This window comes from Enterobacter sp. T2 (genome assembly GCF_010692925.1).
Lineage (GTDB): Bacteria > Pseudomonadota > Gammaproteobacteria > Enterobacterales > Enterobacteriaceae > Enterobacter > Enterobacter kobei.
This window is the reverse complement of sequence record NZ_CP048736.1, coordinates 3,130,844-3,150,100: the sequence shown is the minus strand read 5'-3', so window position 1 is coordinate 3,150,100 and position 19,257 is coordinate 3,130,844. Positions and strand designations below refer to the sequence as shown.

The window sequence follows — 19,257 nt, the reverse complement described above, 5'->3', positions numbered from 1 at the left end:
ATGTTTTTAAGTCAGGAAGATTTTGCCACGGTGGTGCGTTCCACTCCGCTCATCTCGATTGATTTGATCGTGGAGAACGAACGCGGCGAGTTCTTGCTGGGGAAACGAACCAACCGTCCTGCACAGGGCTTCTGGTTCGTGCCCGGCGGGCGCGTGCAGAAGGATGAGACGCTTCATGATGCGTTTGAGCGTCTCACTCTGGCGGAACTGGGCCTCCAGCTGCCGATGGCGGCGGGCCAGTTTTACGGTGTCTGGCAGCACTTCTATGACGATAACTTTTCAGGCACCGGGTTCACCACGCACTACATCGTGCTGGGGTTCCGCCTGAAGGTGACTCAGGCAGACCTGCGTCTGCCTGATGCTCAGCATGACGACTACCGCTGGCTGGCACCGGAGCCGCTTCTGGCAAGCGAGAACGTCCATGACAACAGTCGGGCGTATTTCCTGGCGGATCGTCAGGCCGAGGTGCCAGGCATATGAAAATCCTCGTATACGGAATTAACTACTCGCCGGAATTAACCGGTATCGGAAAATATACCGGCGAGATGGTCGAGTGGATGGCGAGCCAGGGACATGACGTGCGGGTCATTACCGCGCCGCCGTACTACCCGGAATGGAAAGTCGGTGAGCGCTACTCAAGCTGGCGCTACCGTCGTGAAGAGGGGGCGGCAACCGTCTGGCGCTGCCCGCTTTATGTACCTAAGCAGCCCTCGACGCTGAAACGGCTACTGCATCTCGGCAGCTTTGCCCTGAGCAGTTTTTTCCCGCTGATGGCGCAGCGTCGCTGGAAGCCGGATCGCATCATTGGTGTGGTGCCGACGCTGTTTTGCACGCCGGGCATGCGCCTTCTGGGCAAACTCTCCGGCGCACGCACCCTGCTGCACATACAGGATTATGAAGTGGACGCCATGCTGGGCCTGGGGATGGCAGGCAAAGGCAAGGGTGGAAAAGTGGCGAAGCTCGCCAGCGCCTTTGAGCGTAGCGGTCTGCATAACGTGGATTACGTTTCGACCATCTCACGCTCGATGATGAACAAGGCGCAAGAGAAGGGCGTACCTGCCCGGAAGGTGATCTTCTTCCCGAACTGGTCCGAAGTGGCGCGTTTTCGCGACGTGACGGAGCAGGACGCTCAGACGCTACGCGCCCAACTCGGTTTGCCTGAAGACCAAAAAATCATTCTTTACTCAGGCAACATCGGCGAAAAGCAAGGGCTGGAAAGCGTGATTGAAGCGGCTCAGCAGCTTAACGAGCATCCGTGGATGTTTGTGATTGTCGGGCAGGGCGGCGGGAAAGCGCGGCTGGAAAAGATGGTCAGCGAACGCGGCCTGAGCAACGTGAAATTCTTCCCGCTTCAGTCTTACGAGGCGTTACCTGCGCTGCTGAAGATGGGCGACTGCCATCTGGTGGTACAAAAACGTGGCGCGGCGGATGCGGTATTGCCTTCCAAGCTGACAAATATTCTGGCGGTGGGCGGCAACGCGGTGATCACGGCAGAGGCCGAAACTGAATTAGGCCAGCTGTGTGACAGCTATCCGGGGATTGCCGTGTGCGTCGAACCGGAATCGGTCCCGGCACTGGTCACTGGCATTGAACAGGCACTTGCCATGCCAAAAGTGAACACGGTGGCACGTGAATATGCCGAACGCACGCTCGAGAAAGAGAACGTGCTGAGTCAATTTATTGCAGATATACGGGGATAAATCATGAGTCAAACCACTTTGTATCCGGTCGTAATGGCGGGTGGATCCGGGAGCCGGTTGTGGCCACTGTCCCGCGTGCTTTATCCAAAACAATTTCTGTGTCTGAAGGGTGACCTCACCATGCTGCAGACGACGGTAAACCGTCTGCACGGTGTGGAGTGTGAAAGCCCGGTGGTGATTTGTAACGAACAGCACCGCTTTATTGTTGCCGAGCAGCTGCGCCAGCTGAATAAACTCACAGAAAACATCATTCTGGAGCCTGCCGGACGTAATACCGCGCCTGCTATCGCCCTCGCGGCGCTGGCGGCAAAACGCAGCAGTCCTGACTGTGACCCGCTGATGCTGGTGCTGGCGGCAGACCACGTTATCCAGCAGGAAGAGGCGTTCCGCGAGGCGGTGCGTGCAGCGATCCCTTACGCCGAAAGCGGCAAACTGGTGACCTTCGGCATCGTGCCGGATCTGCCAGAAACCGGCTATGGCTATATTCGCCGCGGTAATGTGACGCCTGGCGAAGGCGACAGCGTGGCGTTTGATGTGGCGCAGTTTGTCGAAAAACCGAATCTGGAAACCGCTCAGGCCTACGTCGCCAGCGGTGAGTACTACTGGAACAGTGGGATGTTCCTGTTCCGTGCCGGGCGCTATCTGGAAGAGCTGCGCAAATACCGTCCGGATATTCTGAATGCCTGTGAGAAGGCGATGGCAGTGGTGGACCCGGATCTCGACTTCATCCGCGTGGATGAGGAGGCGTTCCTCGCCTGCCCGGAAGAGTCCATTGACTATGCGGTGATGGAACGCACGGCCGACGCCGTTGTGGTTCCGATGGATGCGGGCTGGAGTGATGTGGGCTCCTGGTCCTCCCTGTGGGAGATCAGCGCCCATACCCCGGAGGGTAACGTCCATCACGGCGATGTCATTAGCCACAAAACGGAAAACAGCTACGTCTACGCCGAGTCCGGCCTGGTGACCACGGTCGGGGTGAAAGATCTGGTGGTTGTCCAGACCAAAGACGCCGTGCTGATTGCCGACCGTAACGCCGTGCAGGACGTTAAAAAAGTGGTCGAGCAAATCAAGGCCGATGGCCGACACGAACACCACATTCACCGCGAAGTGTACCGTCCGTGGGGCAAATATGACTCCATCGATGCAGGTGAGCGTTATCAGGTGAAACGCATTACCGTGAAGCCGGGCGAAGGGCTGTCTGTGCAGATGCACCATCACCGCGCCGAGCACTGGGTCGTGGTGGCAGGCACGGCTAAAGTCACCATCGACGGTGAAGTCAAACTGCTGGGTGAAAACGAGTCCATCTATATTCCGCTGGGGGCCACGCACTGTCTGGAGAACCCGGGGAAAATTCCTCTCGATTTAATTGAGGTGCGTTCCGGCTCGTATCTGGAAGAGGACGATATCGTGCGCTTCCAGGATCGCTACGGCCGGGTGTAGCACTCTGCAATATGCCCGGTGGCGCTGAGCTTACCGGGCCTACGAATGACAAAAAAATCAATTTGGCCATTTAGTGGTCAGGGCCGACTGTTGCCTGAAAAAGGGGTCATCATGGAAAAATTAACCTGTTTTAAAGCCTACGATATTCGCGGCAAGCTGGGCGAAGAGCTGAATGAAGATATCGCGTGGCGCATTGGCCGCGCCTATGGCGAATACCTGAAGCCGCAGACCATCGTGCTGGGCGGCGACGTGCGTCTGACCAGTGAATCCCTGAAGCTGGCGCTGGCGAAAGGGTTGCAGGACGCAGGCGTGGACGTGCTGGATATCGGACTTTCCGGGACCGAAGAGATTTACTTTGCCACCTTCCACCTGGGCGTGGACGGTGGTATCGAAGTGACCGCCAGCCACAACCCGATGGACTACAACGGCATGAAGCTGGTGCGCAAAGGTGCGCGTCCTATCAGCGGCGACACCGGCCTGCGCGACGTGCAGCGTCTGGCGGAAGCCAACGATTTCCCGCCGGTGAACGACGCGAAACGCGGCAGCTATAAGCAAATCAACCTGCAAAAAGAGTATATCGATCACCTGCTGGGCTACATCAACGTGGCGAACCTCAAGCCACTGAAGCTGGTCATCAACTCCGGTAACGGCGCGGCCGGCCCGGTGGTGGATGCCCTGGAAGCTCGCTTTAAAGCGCTGAACGTGCCGGTGACCTTCATCAAAGTGCACAACACCCCGGACGGCAACTTCCCGAACGGTATTCCTAACCCGCTGCTGCCGGAGTGCCGCGACGACACCCGTAACGCGGTGATTGAGCACGGCGCGGATATGGGCATTGCCTTTGACGGCGATTTCGACCGCTGCTTCCTGTTCGACGAGAAAGGGCAGTTCATCGAGGGCTACTACATTGTCGGCCTGCTGGCGGAAGCGTTCCTTGAGAAAAACCCGGGTGCGAAAATCATTCATGACCCGCGTCTTTCCTGGAACACCGTCGATGTGGTGTCAGCGGCAGGCGGCACGCCGGTGATGTCCAAAACCGGTCACGCCTTTATCAAAGAGCGCATGCGTGAAGAAGACGCTATCTACGGCGGCGAGATGAGCGCCCACCACTACTTCCGTGATTTTGCCTACTGCGACAGCGGGATGATCCCGTGGCTGCTGGTGACTGAACTCCTGTGTCTGAAAGGGAAAACGCTGGGTGAGCTGGTGCGCGACCGCATGGCGGCGTTCCCGGCGAGCGGGGAGATCAACAGCAAGCTGGCGCAGCCCGCCGAGGCGATTGCCCGCGTGGAGCAACACTTTGCCATTCACGCGCTGGAAGTTGACCGCACCGACGGCATCAGCATGGCGTTTCCACAGTGGCGCTTTAACCTGCGCTCCTCCAATACCGAGCCGGTGGTGCGCCTGAACGTGGAATCCCGCGCGGATACGGCGCTGATGGAAGCCCGAACGAAGGACATTCTGGCGCTGTTGAATCAGTAACAATTGCCCCTCCGGGAGGAGGGGAAACCGAATACAGGAACAACGATGACGAATCTAAAAAAACGCGAACGAGCGAGAACGAATGCATCGTTAATCTCTATGGTGCAGCGTTTTTCTGATATCACCATCATGGTCGGCGGACTGTGGGCGGTGTGTCGGATCGGCGGGCTGCCGTTTTTATATATGCATCTGCTGATGGCGCTGATTGCGTTGGTCGTGTTTCAGATGATCGGCGGGATGACCGATTTCTACCGCTCGTGGCGCGGCGTGAAAATGACTACCGAACTGATGCTGTTGCTGCAGAACTGGACCCTGAGTCTGATCTTCAGCGCGGGCCTGGTAGCGTTCAGCCATGATTTCGATAATCGCCTCGTGACCTATCTCAGCTGGTATCTGTTGACCAGCGTCGGCATGGTGGTGTGCCGCTCCCTGATCCGCTTTGGCGCGGGCTGGCTGCGTAACCGCGGTTATAACCGTCGCTTTGTGGCGGTGGCAGGGGATTTGCCGGTTGGAAGGGTTCTGCTCGAGAGCTTCCGCAAAGAGCCGTGGTTAGGGTTTGAAGTGGTGGGTATTTATCACGACGCGAAACCGGGCGGCGTGCCGTCGGACTGGGCGGGGAATTACGTCCAGCTGATTGAAGACGCGAAAGCCGGAAAAATTCACAACGTTTATATCGCCATGCAGATGAAAGACGAATCCCGCATTAAGCAGCTGATGCGCGAGCTGGCGGATACCACCTGCTCGGTGATCCTCATCCCGGATGTGTTTACCTTCAACATTCTGCATTCCCGTATTGAAGAGGTGAACGGCGTGCCGGTGGTACCGCTGTACGATACGCCGTTGTCGGGCATTAACCGCGTGCTCAAGCGCGTGGAAGATATCGTGCTCTCTTCGCTGATTTTACTCCTCATCTCCCCGGTACTGTGCTGCATCGCTCTGGCGGTGAAGCTGAGCTCCCCCGGCCCGGTCATTTTCCGTCAGACCCGCTACGGCATGGACGGTAAGCCGATCATGGTCTGGAAATTCCGCTCTATGAAGGTGATGGAGAACGACAAGGTGGTCACCCAGGCGACGCAGAACGATCCGCGCGTCACCCGCGTAGGTAACTTCCTGCGTCGCACCTCGCTGGACGAGCTGCCGCAGTTTATCAATGTCTTTACCGGCGGCATGTCGATTGTTGGCCCCCGTCCGCACGCCGTGGCGCACAACGAGCAGTACCGCTCGCTGATTGAAGGCTACATGCTGCGCCATAAGGTGAAGCCGGGCATCACCGGCTGGGCACAGATCAACGGCTGGCGCGGTGAAACCGACACGCTGGAAAAAATGGAAAAACGCATCGAGTTCGATCTGGAGTACATCCGCGAGTGGAGCCTCTGGTTCGATATCAAGATTGTTTTTCTGACCATTTTCAAAGGCTTCGTGAACAAAGCGGCGTACTAAGATGAGCTTACGTGAAAAAACCATCAGCGGCGCCAAGTGGTCAGCGATGGCGACCATCGTCATCATTGGCCTCGGCCTGGTGCAGATGACGGTGCTGGCGCGCATTATTGATAATCACCAGTTCGGCCTGCTGACCGTCTCGCTGGTGATTATTGCGCTGGCCGACACGCTGTCGGACTTTGGTATCGCCAACTCGATTATCCAGCGTAAAGAGATCAGCCATCTGGAGCTGACTACGCTCTACTGGCTGAATGTGGGGCTGGGTATTTTCGTGTTTGTGCTGGTCTTTCTGCTAAGCGGTACTATCGCCAGCGTGCTGCACAACCCGGATCTCGCCCCGCTGATGCGAACGTTGTCCTTTGCCTTCGTGGTGATCCCACACGGGCAGCAGTTCCGCGCGCTGATGCAGAAAGAGCTGGAGTTCAACAAAATCGGCATGATCGAAACCAGCGCCGTGCTGGCGGGCTTTACCTTCACCGTGGTCAGCGCCCATTTCTGGCCGCTGGCGATGACCGCCATCCTCGGTTACCTGGTCAACTCCGCCGTGCGGACGCTGCTCTTTGGCTATTTTGGCCGCAAAATTTATCGCCCGGGACTGCATTTCTCCCTCGCGTCCGTCTCGTCTAACCTGCGCTTTGGCGCGTGGCTGACGGCGGACAGCATCATTAACTATGTGAATACCAACCTCTCAACGCTGGTGCTGGCACGTATTCTTGGGGCGAGCGTCGCGGGGGGCTACAACCTGGCCTATAACGTTGCGGTTGTACCGCCGATGAAGCTGAACCCGATTATCACCCGCGTCCTGTTCCCGGCGTTTGCCAAGATTCAGGACGATACCGAAAAGCTGCGCGTTAATTTTTACAAGCTGCTGTCCGTGGTAGGGATCATCAACTTCCCGGTGCTGCTGGGGCTGATGGTGGTCTCGAGCAACTTCGTACCGCTGGTGTTTGGCGAGAAGTGGAACGGCATTATCCCAATCCTGCAATTGCTCTGCGTGGTGGGGCTGCTGCGCTCCGTGGGGAATCCGATTGGTTCGCTGCTGATGGCGAAGGCGCGGGTGGATATCAGCTTCAAGTTCAACGTGTTCAAAACCTTTCTGTTTATTCCGGCAATTATCGTCGGCGGCCATATGGCGGGCGCCATCGGCGTCACGCTGGGCTTCCTGCTGGTGCAGGTAGTCAATACCGTTCTGAGCTACTTCATCATGATTAAGCCGGTGCTGGGCTCCAGCTACCGTCAGTACATTTTGAGTCTGTGGCTGCCGTTTTACCTCTCACTGCCAACCCTGGCTGTGAGCTACGGTCTGGGCATTATCCTTCGCGGCCATCTGCCGCTGGCCGCACTGCTGGCGGTGCAGGTGGCCGCAGGCGCGCTGGCATTTGGCGTGATGATTGTGCTGTCACGCAATGCGCTGGTGGTCGAAATGAAGCGCCAGTTTTGCCGTAACGAAAAAATGAAAACGCTGCTTCGCGCAGGCTAGTTATTTAAGAGGCCATTATGAAATTATTAATTCTTGGCAACCATACCTGCGGCAACCGTGGCGACAGCGCCATCCTGCGCGGTTTACTGGATGCAATTAACACCCTTAAGCCTGAGACCGAAGTGGACGTGATGAGCCGTTATCCGGTCAGCTCATCCTGGTTACTGAACCGCCCGGTAATGGGCGACCCGCTCTACAGCCAGATGAAACAGCATAACAACGCCGCAGGCGTGATGGGGCGGGTGAAGAAAGTCCTGCGTCGTCGCTACCAGCACCAGGTGCTGCTTTCCCGCGTGACGGATACCGGCAAGCTGCGCAACATTGCGATTGCGCAGGGCTTTACCGATTTCGTGCGGCTGCTGTCCGGCTACGACGCGATTATTCAGGTTGGCGGTTCGTTCTTCGTCGATCTCTACGGCGTACCTCAGTTTGAACATGCGCTCTGCACGTTTATGGCCAAAAAGCCGTTGTTTATGATTGGCCACAGCGTCGGACCTTTCCAGGATCCGCAGTTTAACCAGCTGGCGAACTATGTCTTTGGGCACTGCGACGCGCTGATCCTGCGTGAGTCGGTGAGTCTGGATATGATGAAGCGCAGCGAAATTGACACGTCTAAAGTAGAACACGGCGTGGACACCGCCTGGCTGGTGGATCATCAGGACGACAGCTTCCAGGCAAGCTACGCGGTACAGCACTGGCTGGACGTGGCGGCAAAACAAAAAACGGTCGCCATCACGCTGCGTGAACTGGCTCCCTTTGATAAACGCCTAGGCACCACCCAGGCGGCGTATGAGAAAGCCTTTGCCGACGTGGTAAACCGCGTGCTGGACAGCGGCTATCAGGTACTGGCGCTTTCCACCTGTACCGGCATCGACAGCTACAACAAAGATGACCGCATGGTGGCGCTGAACCTGCGCAACCTGGTTAACGATCCGTCCCGTTATCACGTTGTGATGGATGAGCTGAACGACCTTGAAATGGGCAAGCTGCTCGGCGCCTGTGACCTGACCGTCGGCACCCGCCTGCATTCGGCCATTATCTCCATGAACTTCGGTACGCCGGCCATCGCCATTAACTACGAACACAAATCCGCCGGGATTATGCAGCAGCTTGGCATGCCGGAAATGGCCGTGGATATCCGTCATCTGCTGGATGGTTCGCTTGGTGCGATGGTGGGGGACACACTGGGTCAACTGCCCGCCATCAACGAACGGCTGGCCGTGGCGGTGAAAGCCGAGCGCGAGAAGGGCATTGGCATGGTGAAATCGGTACTCGACCGCGTACGGGAGGGGAAATGAAGGTTGGTTTCTTCTTACTGAAATTTCCGCTGTCGTCCGAGACCTTTGTGCTGAACCAAATTACCGCGTTTATCGATATGGGATATGACGTGGAGATTATCGCCCTGCAAAAGGGCGATACCCAAAACACCCATGCGGCCTATACCCAGTATGGGCTGGAGGCGAAAACCCGCTGGCTGCAGGATGAGCCTTCCGGGAAGTTGAGCAAGCTGCGCCACCGGGCCAGCCAGACCTTACGCGGGATCCATCGGCCGCAGACCTGGCGGGCGCTGAATGTTTCCCGCTATGGGTCCGAATCTCGCAATCTGATCCTGTCGGCCATCTGCGGGCAAACGGCGCAGCCGTATCGTGCCGATGTGTTTATCGCCCACTTCGGCCCGGCGGGTGTCACTGCCGCGAAGCTGCGCGAACTGGGGGTAATAGACGGCAAGATTGCGACTATTTTCCACGGAATCGACATCTCAAGCCGTGAAGTGTTGAACCACTATACGCCAGAGTATCAGCAGCTTTTCCGCCGCGGTGACATGATGCTGCCCATCAGCGACCTGTGGGCCGGACGCCTGAAAAGTATGGGCTGCCCGGGTGAGAAGATTGCCGTTTCGCGCATGGGCGTCGATTTAACGCGCTTTACGCGTCGTCCGGTGAAGGTGCCGGGAAAACCGCTACAGATCATCTCTGTGGCACGTCTGACCGAAAAGAAAGGTCTGCATGTGGCCATTGAGGCCTGCCGTCAGCTAAAAGCGCGCGGGGTGGCGTTCCACTATCGCATTCTCGGCATTGGGCCGTGGGAACGTCGTCTGCGCACGCTTATCGAACAGTATCAGCTGGACGATGTCGTGGAGATGCCGGGCTTTAAGCCGAGCCATGAAGTTAAGGCCATGCTCGATGAGGCGGACGTGTTCCTGCTGCCCTCCGTGACGGGCGCCGATGGTGACATGGAAGGCATTCCGGTGGCGCTGATGGAGGCGATGGCCGTGGGTATTCCGGTGGTATCGACCCTGCACAGCGGGATCCCGGAGCTGATTAAATCTGACCATTCCGGCTGGCTGGTGCCGGAGAATAACGCGATGGCCCTTGCTGACCGGTTAGCGGCCTTCAGCGACATCGACCAGCAGGCGCTGGAGCCCGTGCTTCACAATGCCAGACAAAAAGTAGAAACCGATTTTAACCAGCAGGTGATTAATCGCCAGTTAGCGAGCCTGCTGCAAACGCTGTAACGCCGAGGTTGTATGCTGAAAAAGATTACCCGACGCACTTTTGTCTCTTCTCTGTCCGTTCTGGCGGCCACGCCGCTGCTGTCGTCCCGCCTCGCGCGGGCGGCAGGCGGAAAGACGGTCTCTGTTAATCAGTACAATAACAACGACTGGATCGCTGCCTTTAAGCAGGCGTTTAAAGAAGGTGACATCGTCGTTGTCCCGGCGGGACTCACCTGCGAGAACATCAATACGGGCATTTTCATTCCTGACGGTAAAACGCTGCTGATCCGCGGGGCGTTAACCGGCAACGGGCGCGGCCGCTTTGTTCTGCAGGAAGGCTGCAAGGTCATTGGCGAAGGGGCAGGGCGCACGGAGAACATTACGCTCGACGTTCGTGGCTCAGATTGTGTGATTAAAGGGCTGGCAATGAGTGGATTTGGCCCGGTAACGCAGATCTACATTGGCGGTAAGAAACCCAAAGTGATGCGCAATTTGCTGATTGATAATATCAGCGTGAGCCAGGCTAACTACGCTATCCTGCGTCAGGGTTTTCATAACCAGATCGATGGGGCCCGTATTACCAACAGCAAATTCAGCCACCTGCAGGGCGATGCGATTGAGTGGAATGTGGCGATCAATGACCGCAATATCCTGATCTCCGATCACGTCATCGACAACATCAACTGCACCAACGGCAAGATCAACTGGGGTATCGGTATTGGCCTCGCCGGGAGCACCTACGACAACGACTATCCTGAAAAACAGACCGTTAAGAACTTCGTGGTGGCCAACATCACCGGCAGCAACTGTCGCCAGCTGGTACATGTTGAAAACGGTAAACACTTTGTTATCCGCAATATAAAGGCCGAAAATATTACCCCCGACTTCAGTAAAAAGGCGGGAATAGATAACGCCACGGTAGCTATTTATGGCTGTGATAATTTCATTATTGATAATGTCGATATGGTCAATAGCGCCGGAATGCTAATTGGCTATGGGGTCATTAAAGGCGATTATTTGTCCATTCCCCAGAACTTCAAGCTCAACAATATTCATCTGGATAATCGCCAGCTTGCGTATAAGCTGCGCGGAATCCAAATATCATCCGGCAATGCCACCTCCTTTGTGGCGATCACCAACGTCGAGATGAAGCGCGCGACGCTTGAGCTGCACAATAAGCCGCAGCATCTTTTCTTACGTAATATCAACGTGATGCAGGAGGCTGCTATCGGTCCTGCGCTGAAGATAAACTTTGACTTACGTAAGGATGTGCGGGGCAAATTTATGGCCAAAGATGAGACCCTGCTGTCACTGGCGAACATAAAAGCGGTGAATGAGAAGGGGCAGAGCTCGGTGGATATTGACCGAGTGGACCAGCAGGTGGTGAATGTGGAAAGGCTGAACTTTGCACTTCCGCGCAAATAATCGACGATCGTCTGTTTTGAGACTATTCCTGGCACAAAAGCGCGATCGAATCAGATTACAACTACAGAAATTTGTGATGCTGAGGCGTAACATTACCTCAGGATTACGGCAAATCATGCTGGCGAAAACAGGTTTAAGAGCTATAATTCGTCAACCATTTTAAGGTGGAAGAAATAATGATTAATTTGAAAGCAGTCATTCCGGTAGCAGGCCTGGGCATGCATATGCTGCCAGCCACAAAAGCCATTCCTAAAGAAATGCTGCCGATCGTCGACAAACCGATGATTCAATACATCGTCGACGAGATTGTTGCTGCAGGGATCAAAGAAATCGTCCTGGTTACGCACTCGTCCAAGAATGCGGTTGAAAACCACTTCGACACCTCTTACGAACTCGAAGCGTTGCTTGAGCAGCGCGTCAAACGCCAGCTGCTGGCGGAAGTGCAATCTATTTGTCCACCTGGCGTGACCATCATGAACGTGCGCCAGGCGCAGCCGCTGGGGCTGGGCCACTCCATCCTGTGTGCCCGTCCGGTCGTCGGTGATAACCCGTTCATCGTTGTTCTTCCGGACATCATCATTGATACCGCGTCTGCCGATCCGCTGCGCTACAACCTGGCGGCCATGGTGGCGCGTTTCAACGAAACCGGTCGCAGCCAGGTGCTGGCGAAACGCATGAAGGGCGATCTTTCTGAGTACTCTGTGATTCAGACGAAAGAAGCGCTGGAGACGGAAGGGCAGGTGAGCCGCATCGTTGAGTTCATCGAAAAGCCGGATCAGCCGCAGACGCTGGACTCCGACCTGATGGCGGTGGGTCGTTATGTTCTGAATGCCGATATCTGGGCGGAACTGGAAAAAACCGAGCCAGGTGCCTGGGACCGTATTCAGCTGACTGACGCGATTGCTGAGCTGGCGAAGAAGCAGTCTGTGGATGCCATGCTGATGACGGGTGACAGCTATGACTGCGGTAAGAAAATGGGGTATATGCAGGCGTTTGTGAACTATGGGCTGCGTAACCTCAAAGAGGGCCATAAGTTCCGCGAGACCATTAAAAAGCTGCTAGATACGCATGACTGATTGTCAGCTTTGATAGTCCAGTAAAACAGGAGACTACCCTGAAATATCAGTGTGGTCTTTTGTCTTATATAAACCCAATAAATTTGATTTCAGTTTCTGGCGAAACAGCAGCCCAAAAACTTATTATTCATCTCGTCAACTGCTGAAACGACATGCAGTCCGAGAGTTTTAATGGCGAGTATTGCTTCTGGTAGCGTAGGCCAGGGGCGGTAGCATGCTTTTTTACACACAAACCGTATTGAGCAAAGCAGGAGAAGCAGGATGTTACTTCCAGTGGTGATCGCAGGAGGAACAGGGAGTCGACTATGGCCGATGTCTCGAGAATTGCAGCCCAAGCAATTTCTTTCATTCCATCAGGGAGGGTCGATGCTTCAAAATACGATCTCGCGTCTTGATGGCCTGGAAGTAGCCGACCCCATTGTCATCTGTAATGAAGATCATCGTTTTCTGGTGGCCGAACAGTTAAGGCAAATGCATAAACTGGCCGGTAATATTATCCTCGAACCCGTTGGGCGAAATACAGCGCCAGCAATCACGCTTGCCGCTCTTCATGCGCTGGAAACCGGCAACGATCCTGTCATGCTCATTCTTGCTGCCGATCATCTCATTGCGAATACTGCGGCTTTCCATTCGGTTATCAACAACGCTATTCCATTCGCTGAAGAGGGTAAACTGGTTACCTTTGGCATCGTGCCTGTGCAACCAGAGACGGGGTACGGATACATTCAGCGCGGTGAAGTGCAGCATGCGGGTCAGTCTATAGCATGGAAAATCAAACGATTCGTGGAAAAGCCGGATCTGACGACCGCCATGTCCTACCTTGAAAGCAAAGAGTACCTTTGGAACAGCGGTATGTTTATGTTCCGGGCCTCGTCCTATCTGAACGAAGTGGCTAAGTTTTGTCCGTCGATTCTGGAAGCATGTAAAAATGCTATGCAGCAGCCGGTTAACGATCTCGACTTCATTAAGCTCGACAAAGAGATTTTCAGCCGTTGCCCTTCAGACTCCATCGACTATGCGGTTATGGAACATACTGAACTGGGGATTGTGACCGCAATGGATGCAGGTTGGAATGACGTAGGGTCATGGTCAGCGCTATGGGAAACGTCTGCCCACGATGCTGAAGGTAATGCGTTGATCGGTGATATCTTTACTCATCAAACTCGGGATTGTTATATCCGTAGCGAGGATAAATTAACGGCAGCACTTGGCTTAGAAGACCTTATTATTGTCAATACGAAAGATGCATTGCTGGTATCCCATAAAGATAGTGTCCAGGATGTGAAAGTCGTTGTTGAACACCTAAAAGCCAATTCACGTAGTGAATGCCGTGAACATACTACCCGTTATATGCCCTGGGGCCACGTTGAAACGCTGGTTCGGGACGCACGATATAGAGTTAACCGTGTGACTATTATACCCGGTGGTGAGCTTTCCCTTCAGTTGCATCACCATCGCATTGAACACTGGGTTGTGCTCACTGGAACCGCGCTTATTGGTGTTGAAGAAAACGAAATCTATCTTACCGAGAATGAATCAACGACGATTCCAGTTGGAAAAAAACACAAGCTCTCGAATCCAGGAAAAATAAATCTTGAGGTTCTGGAAATTCAGTTTGGTAGTTATTTAGGCGAAGATGACGTACTAAGGATTTCATGATGGTAAATAAAAATAATAATAAGTTAAGTTGTTTTAAAGCCTATGATATTCGTGGGAAATTGGGCGAAGAACTTAATGAAGATATTGCCTGGCGTATTGGCCGTGCTTACGCACAATGTCTTGCTCCGAAACAGGTTGTCGTTGGAGGGGATGTTCGTTTGACCAGTGAGTCATTAAAGCTGGCTCTGGCTGAGGGGCTCATGGCTGGCGGATGCGACGTGCTTGATATTGGACTGTCGGGCACAGAAGAGATCTATTTCGCCACATTTCATTTGAACGTCGACGGCGGTATTGAAGTCACCGCGAGCCACAATCCCATCGATTATAATGGGATGAAGCTTGTTCGTAGCGGTGCGCGACCTGTCAGTGGTGATACGGGTTTAAAAGAGATTCAGCACGTAGCGGAAATGAATGATTTTGCGCCCACACAGCATAAAGGCAATTATAAGAAGATTAATATTCTCAGGGAGTATGTTGATCATTTATTAAGCTATGTGAATCTCAATAATTTCCGTATCAAACCGATGAAATTAGTCATTAACTCCGGCAACGGTGCGGCAGGGCATGTCATTGATGCAATCGAACTACGCTTCAAACAGGCCGGTGTACCGGTAGAATTTATAAAAGTTCATAACGATCCGGACGGTACCTTCCCACATGGCATTCCCAATCCGCTTTTACCAGAAGCACGACAGGATACGGCTAATGCTGTGTTAGCTGCTCAGGCCGATATGGGGATTGCGTTTGACGGTGATTTTGATCGCTGCTTCTTTTTTGACGAAAAAGCCAATTTTATTGAAGGTTATTACATTGTTGGCTTGTTAGCTGAGGCGTTTCTCAACAAAGAGCCTGGGTCAAAAATCATCCACGACCCACGACTCACATGGAATACGGTTGATATCGTCCAGAGTGCTGGGGGTATCCCTGTAATGTCTAAAACAGGCCACGCTTTCATTAAAGAACGCATGCGTGCTGAGAACGCGGTTTATGGTGGAGAAATGAGTGCCCATCATTATTTCCGTGAATTTGCATACTGCGACAGTGGCATGATCCCCTGGCTGCTTGTGGCAGAACTGGTATTAACAACAGGCCACTCTCTTGGCTCATTGGTTGAGTCGCGAATTGCGCGTTTCCCTGTCTCGGGTGAGATAAACAGAAAAGTTATAAATGCTTCGAGATTAATCGCTGATATCGAGGAGCGCTATGCCTCACAAGCTACCGATATTGACTATACGGATGGCTTGAGTATGTCTTTTCCTGAGTGGCGATTTAATATCCGTACATCGAATACCGAGCCTCTGCTTCGTCTGAATGTTGAATCGAATGGAGATCAGAGATTAATGGAAACAAAGCGAGAAGAACTATTAGGGCTGATAAATAGATAGTTTTGGGTTGCTAAATCTCGTGGGATAAAATTAATGATTGAAGTCTTATTAGCAGCAGTCGTAGGTTTACTCGTATATTTTGTTTTCCTCGCGCTGTCCTTACGAACCCGATTGTTGCTGGTGCTTGTATGCAGCATCCCGCAGCTCTACCTGGTGCAATTAAGTGGGGCGGATGTCCCGCTGGCTTTTCTTTTGCCCGCTATACTCCTTCCTGAATTTATCATTAACGCCAATCGGTTCTTAGGCAAACCGGCAAATGTGATGCTGCTTGGGTTGATTGGTATTAGCCTCTTAAGCCTGGCATGGTCAGTTGAGAAATCAATGGGCATCCGTGATATTGCCTATTTGTGTGAGTTTATCGTTATTTCCAACGCCATCTATGTTCTGGCGTTAAAAGATCGCATTGCATTATATAAGATTATTAATTTGATGCTGTTCTTTGTTTGCTTGCAGGCTATAACAGTAATCATTTTCCGGTTTAATGAGTCCCTTGAATTAGCAGTTATTCTTTCACCTGTGAGTAAGTTTACGATGGGGATGAACACGCTGCAGGGCTTGTTAGATGGTGCCAGAAACAACTTTTACGACCCGGTAAAATCTGGGGGACTGTTGTTCGTCAATGCCAATGCGGCAGCCTGTTACGTCGGTATCTCTTCGTTTATGGCATGGGGTATCTATAAAGTTTCAAAGGCGAAAATAACGATATTAATGGCTATCCTGTTGTGGGCCACTGTTTTCTTTACTGGCTCCAAAGCTGGCATCCTTTTTGCCATTCTTATCCCGGCATTCGTTTTCTACCTGACATTGCAGCGCTCGACTAAGGTCATTGTGGTGACAGCAGGCGCTTCTTTTGCCATCGTCTTAATTGCTATCAGCGTTATCTTTAGCGTAATCGGACAAAACGGATTTTTACAGGAATCAACTGATACCGCTGAAACGCGTTACCAGATATGGAGTTATGCTTTTAATGCGTTTACTGATAATCCAATGATGGGACAAGGATTTGGTGGATGGGAAGCCGATTACAGTAAACATACTGATTATTTCCTTCCACCGCATAATACACTTATCTATCTTTGGTCAAAGTCAGGCTTGATCGCCTCTCTTTTGGGGCTCGGCTTTATTCTGTGCTGCATTCGAATTGCCCTTCGGGCGATACGAAGCATCGATGAAAAGCAGAAAAACATCGGATTTTCATTTTTAATGGTGATCTCATGGCTATTCGCACATGGCTTTGGTGAGAACTTTGGTTTGATTGGTGAGCAACACCAGATGGTTGTTTTTGCAGTAATGCTTGGGCTTTGTCTGGCAGGAAATTTACCGATAAACAGGAATTTTAGGGTACAGGAATGAACACGGTCGGTATTTTCAGAAATCAACTATTCAAGGGTTCTGAAGTTTTTATCCAACAGCAGGCAGAAGCCCTCGAGAATTTCAAAAAGTGCTATATCGGCAGACGAGTCATTGGCAAAAAACCAGAGGGGGCTGTCGCACACGTTTTAAATGAACGCGGAGACCTTGCGGGTAAAATTTCTGAGATTGCGAACGCATTCACAACCTCCGCGCTGCCCTATCAAACAGTGCTAAAAGCTCAACCCCTTGATCTTATTCATGCACATTTTGCGATAGATGGACTATATGCGTTAAAACTGGCGCAGCTGAAAGGAATTCCACTGTGTACGACGCTGCATGGATTTGATGTGACCGTGAGTAACAAAGATTTACTAACATCACGGTCTCCAGCCTGGATTAGCTATTTTCTTCATCAGAAGAAACTTAAAAGTCAGGGTGATAAATTTATCTGTGTTTCTGATTTTATTGCCCAACAGGCTTTGCGCCATGGCTTCCCTGAAAATAAGATCGTTCAGCACTACATTGGTATCGACATTGACAAATATAAGCCGCGTGAAAGACAAGACTATCAAGGTATCATCCTGCATGTAGCTCGTTTGGTTGAGAAGAAAGGCACTGCCGTATTAATCAACGCCATTAAGCATGTGAAAGAACGAAATGCTGACGTAAAACTCGTTATCATCGGTGATGGTCCTTTGATGGGGGAGCTTAAAGCTCAGGTCTCATCGCTAGGGCTCGAACGGAATGTGACATTCACTGGTGCGCTTTCGCACGGTGACGTGATGACGTGGATGCGTAAAGCAAGTATGTTGGTTCTACCAAGCATTACAGCGAAGACAGGGGATGCAGAAGGATTAGGGATGGTACTTCTCGAAGCGGCAGTGACAAGTGTACCCGTTATTGGTACCCGGCATGGAGGCATTCCTGAAGCGATAATCGACGAGCACACTGGATTTTTGGTCAGGGAACGAGATGCTAATCAGCTTGCTGAGAGAATAGACTACTTATTGAACAACGAACAAACATCTTTTGAAATGGGCGATAATGCGCGCAACTTTATTCGCGAAAAATTTAATCTCTCAGAACAAACCTTGAAATTAGAAAAAATTTACCAGGAACTGATTCATGGCTAAAGAAGTAATTATTTTTTCCCGCTCTCTTCCATTTCATCATCTTGGTGGGATGGAAGTGGTGGCATGGGATTTAGCTGTTGAGTTGCAAGCAAAAGGATTTGATGTAAAAGTTGTTACAACTAATTTTGATGCGGAAACAATATTACCAGTAAACAGTCCTGAAATAATCAAGATTAAAAATATACCGCAGGCAGTCTATTCTAAGGAGTGGTGGTCTGAGACTGAAAAACTGGCCAATTCCTGGCGTAATAAAGATAACGTAGTTGCTGTAATAAGTATCAGCGCAGGTGCGTTCAGTGTCTTGCAGTATAAAAAATGCTTCCAGAATGCTAAGTTTATCATGCAGGCGCACGGAACATCTGTAGGTGAGATGATTTCAAAGCTCAAAACCCGACAGCTTAAAAAAATTCTGTCCAGTGTAAAAAATATTTTAGGTTTTTATGCTGATGCAAAACATTATTCTCAGTTTGACTGGATTGTTGCTGTCGGTGAAGCGGTAAAGACTGATTTAACACATTTTCCTACTACGCTGATCTGCCAAAAAGAAAAAGTTGTAAAGATCGAGAATGGCATTGATGAAATATTATTCTCTGATGAAACATCAAATCGAGCGGCATTGCGGGCAGAATTGAAAATCGATTCTGATGCGTTGGTGTTTCTTTCGGCTTCACGCTTACATGAGCAGAAAGGTATCGATAACAATATTGATGTTTTTGCGAAAATTAAAAAATCAAAACCTAATGCAAAACTTCTCATATGTGGCAACGGTCCCTACGAACCACAATTGCGAAAGAGAGTTGATGACCTTTCCCTGAACAATGACGTATTGTTCCTTGGCGCTAAAAGTCGCTATGATTTAGCGAAGCTTATGCAGTGTGCTGATATATTTTTATTCCTGACGAAAAGGGTTGAAGGGTTACCTTTAAACGTGCTGGAAGCCATGAGTGCTGGGGTACCAATTGTCATCTCTGAACATCTCACTTTCACTGCTGGAGAGAAAGTATTTAAGTGCAATCCGAGTGAGATATCAATTAATGATTTATTAGGTTATATAGATATGATTAGTTGTAAAGAAAGAAAATCATATATATCCAAGCAGAATACATTAAGTCATGCGGTTAACGAATACATTTCATTATTTCTTAGAGCATCCAAATGAAAAAAGCCATAAGCCAATTGCTTAGTGGAAA

At 51.8% G+C, this 19,257-nt stretch carries 15 protein-coding genes; all 15 read left to right on the top strand.

The genetic code is table 11. The features are described from left to right. Complete coding sequence (locus G0034_RS15295) at positions 1-480, top strand: GDP-mannose mannosyl hydrolase (protein ID WP_014884500.1); 480 nt, start codon at positions 1-3, stop codon at positions 478-480. Beyond that, positions 477-1,700, top strand: coding sequence for a colanic acid biosynthesis fucosyltransferase WcaI (wcaI, locus tag G0034_RS15290; protein ID WP_014884499.1), 1,224 nt, complete (start codon positions 477-479; stop codon positions 1,698-1,700). The genes G0034_RS15295 and wcaI overlap by 4 nt, the downstream gene beginning before the upstream one ends. 3 nt (positions 1,701-1,703) lie before the next feature. Beyond that, positions 1,704-3,140, top strand: coding sequence for a mannose-1-phosphate guanyltransferase (gene cpsB / locus G0034_RS15285; RefSeq protein ID WP_014884498.1), 1,437 nt, complete (start codon positions 1,704-1,706; stop codon positions 3,138-3,140). A 111-nt stretch (positions 3,141-3,251) separates the two neighbouring features. Further along, entirely contained in the window at positions 3,252-4,622 is a 1,371-nt protein-coding gene (gene cpsG, locus G0034_RS15280; protein WP_032636056.1) for a colanic acid biosynthesis phosphomannomutase CpsG, read from the top strand. Between the two features lie 45 nt (positions 4,623-4,667). Then, positions 4,668-6,062 carry an undecaprenyl-phosphate glucose phosphotransferase gene (gene wcaJ / locus G0034_RS15275; RefSeq protein ID WP_014884496.1) on the top strand — a complete coding sequence of 465 codons (1,395 nt, stop codon included), beginning with the start codon at positions 4,668-4,670 and terminating at the stop codon, positions 6,060-6,062. Between the two features lies 1 nt (position 6,063). After that, the gene (gene wzxC, locus G0034_RS15270; protein WP_014884495.1) at positions 6,064-7,542 is read left to right on the top strand and encodes a colanic acid undecaprenyl disphosphate flippase WzxC; all 1,479 of its coding nucleotides are present in this window, start codon (positions 6,064-6,066) and stop codon (positions 7,540-7,542) included. Between the two features lie 17 nt (positions 7,543-7,559). Next, positions 7,560-8,840: a colanic acid biosynthesis pyruvyl transferase WcaK gene (gene wcaK, locus G0034_RS15265; protein ID WP_023330878.1), complete on the top strand. Its 1,281-nt coding sequence runs from the start codon at positions 7,560-7,562 to the stop codon at positions 8,838-8,840. Continuing rightward, a complete protein-coding gene (gene wcaL / locus G0034_RS15260; protein ID WP_023330877.1) occupies positions 8,837-10,057 on the top strand; it encodes a colanic acid biosynthesis glycosyltransferase WcaL in 1,221 nt (406 codons plus the stop codon). The genes wcaK and wcaL overlap by 4 nt, the downstream gene beginning before the upstream one ends. Positions 10,058-10,069: 12 nt before the next feature. Then, entirely contained in the window at positions 10,070-11,461 is a 1,392-nt protein-coding gene (gene wcaM / locus G0034_RS15255; RefSeq protein ID WP_032636057.1) for a colanic acid biosynthesis protein WcaM, read from the top strand. A gap of 176 nt (positions 11,462-11,637) precedes the next feature. After that, positions 11,638-12,537, top strand: coding sequence for a GalU regulator GalF (gene galF, locus G0034_RS15250; RefSeq protein ID WP_014884491.1), 900 nt, complete (start codon positions 11,638-11,640; stop codon positions 12,535-12,537). A gap of 261 nt (positions 12,538-12,798) precedes the next feature. Next, positions 12,799-14,196, top strand: coding sequence for a mannose-1-phosphate guanylyltransferase/mannose-6-phosphate isomerase (locus G0034_RS15245; RefSeq protein ID WP_179121067.1), 1,398 nt, complete (start codon positions 12,799-12,801; stop codon positions 14,194-14,196). Further along, a complete protein-coding gene (cpsG, locus tag G0034_RS15240; protein WP_179121334.1) occupies positions 14,196-15,581 on the top strand; it encodes a phosphomannomutase CpsG in 1,386 nt (461 codons plus the stop codon). Before G0034_RS15245 ends, cpsG (G0034_RS15240) begins: the two co-directional genes overlap by 1 nt. Positions 15,582-15,614: 33 nt before the next feature. Further along, positions 15,615-16,934 carry an O-antigen ligase family protein gene (locus G0034_RS15235; RefSeq protein WP_179121066.1) on the top strand — a complete coding sequence of 440 codons (1,320 nt, stop codon included), beginning with the start codon at positions 15,615-15,617 and terminating at the stop codon, positions 16,932-16,934. Beyond that, positions 16,931-18,067, top strand: coding sequence for a glycosyltransferase (locus G0034_RS15230; RefSeq protein WP_179121065.1), 1,137 nt, complete (start codon positions 16,931-16,933; stop codon positions 18,065-18,067). Before G0034_RS15235 ends, G0034_RS15230 begins: the two co-directional genes overlap by 4 nt. Beyond that, positions 18,060-19,226 (top strand): glycosyltransferase family 4 protein, encoded by a 1,167-nt coding sequence (locus G0034_RS15225; protein WP_179121064.1) that lies wholly within the window; start codon positions 18,060-18,062, stop codon positions 19,224-19,226. Before G0034_RS15230 ends, G0034_RS15225 begins: the two co-directional genes overlap by 8 nt. Positions 19,227-19,257: the final 31 nt, after the last annotated feature.

What these genes read in the sequence shown, in the direction of transcription:
- wcaM (WP_032636057.1), top strand. Translation starts at nt 10,070, where the DNA reads ATGCTGAAAAAGATTACCCGACGCACTTTTGTCTCTTCTCTGTCCGTT.
- G0034_RS15225 (WP_179121064.1), top strand. Translation starts at nt 18,060, where the DNA reads ATGGCTAAAGAAGTAATTATTTTTTCCCGCTCTCTTCCATTTCATCAT.
- G0034_RS15295 (WP_014884500.1), top strand. Translation starts at nt 1, where the DNA reads ATGTTTTTAAGTCAGGAAGATTTTGCCACGGTGGTGCGTTCCACTCCG.
- cpsG (WP_179121334.1), top strand. Translation starts at nt 14,196, where the DNA reads ATGGTAAATAAAAATAATAATAAGTTAAGTTGTTTTAAAGCCTATGAT.
- wcaJ (WP_014884496.1), top strand. Translation starts at nt 4,668, where the DNA reads ATGACGAATCTAAAAAAACGCGAACGAGCGAGAACGAATGCATCGTTA.
- wcaK (WP_023330878.1), top strand. Translation starts at nt 7,560, where the DNA reads ATGAAATTATTAATTCTTGGCAACCATACCTGCGGCAACCGTGGCGAC.
- galF (WP_014884491.1), top strand. Translation starts at nt 11,638, where the DNA reads ATGATTAATTTGAAAGCAGTCATTCCGGTAGCAGGCCTGGGCATGCAT.
- wzxC (WP_014884495.1), top strand. Translation starts at nt 6,064, where the DNA reads ATGAGCTTACGTGAAAAAACCATCAGCGGCGCCAAGTGGTCAGCGATG.
- G0034_RS15235 (WP_179121066.1), top strand. Translation starts at nt 15,615, where the DNA reads ATGATTGAAGTCTTATTAGCAGCAGTCGTAGGTTTACTCGTATATTTT.
- wcaI (WP_014884499.1), top strand. Translation starts at nt 477, where the DNA reads ATGAAAATCCTCGTATACGGAATTAACTACTCGCCGGAATTAACCGGT.
- wcaL (WP_023330877.1), top strand. Translation starts at nt 8,837, where the DNA reads ATGAAGGTTGGTTTCTTCTTACTGAAATTTCCGCTGTCGTCCGAGACC.
- cpsG (WP_032636056.1), top strand. Translation starts at nt 3,252, where the DNA reads ATGGAAAAATTAACCTGTTTTAAAGCCTACGATATTCGCGGCAAGCTG.
- G0034_RS15230 (WP_179121065.1), top strand. Translation starts at nt 16,931, where the DNA reads ATGAACACGGTCGGTATTTTCAGAAATCAACTATTCAAGGGTTCTGAA.
- G0034_RS15245 (WP_179121067.1), top strand. Translation starts at nt 12,799, where the DNA reads ATGTTACTTCCAGTGGTGATCGCAGGAGGAACAGGGAGTCGACTATGG.
- cpsB (WP_014884498.1), top strand. Translation starts at nt 1,704, where the DNA reads ATGAGTCAAACCACTTTGTATCCGGTCGTAATGGCGGGTGGATCCGGG.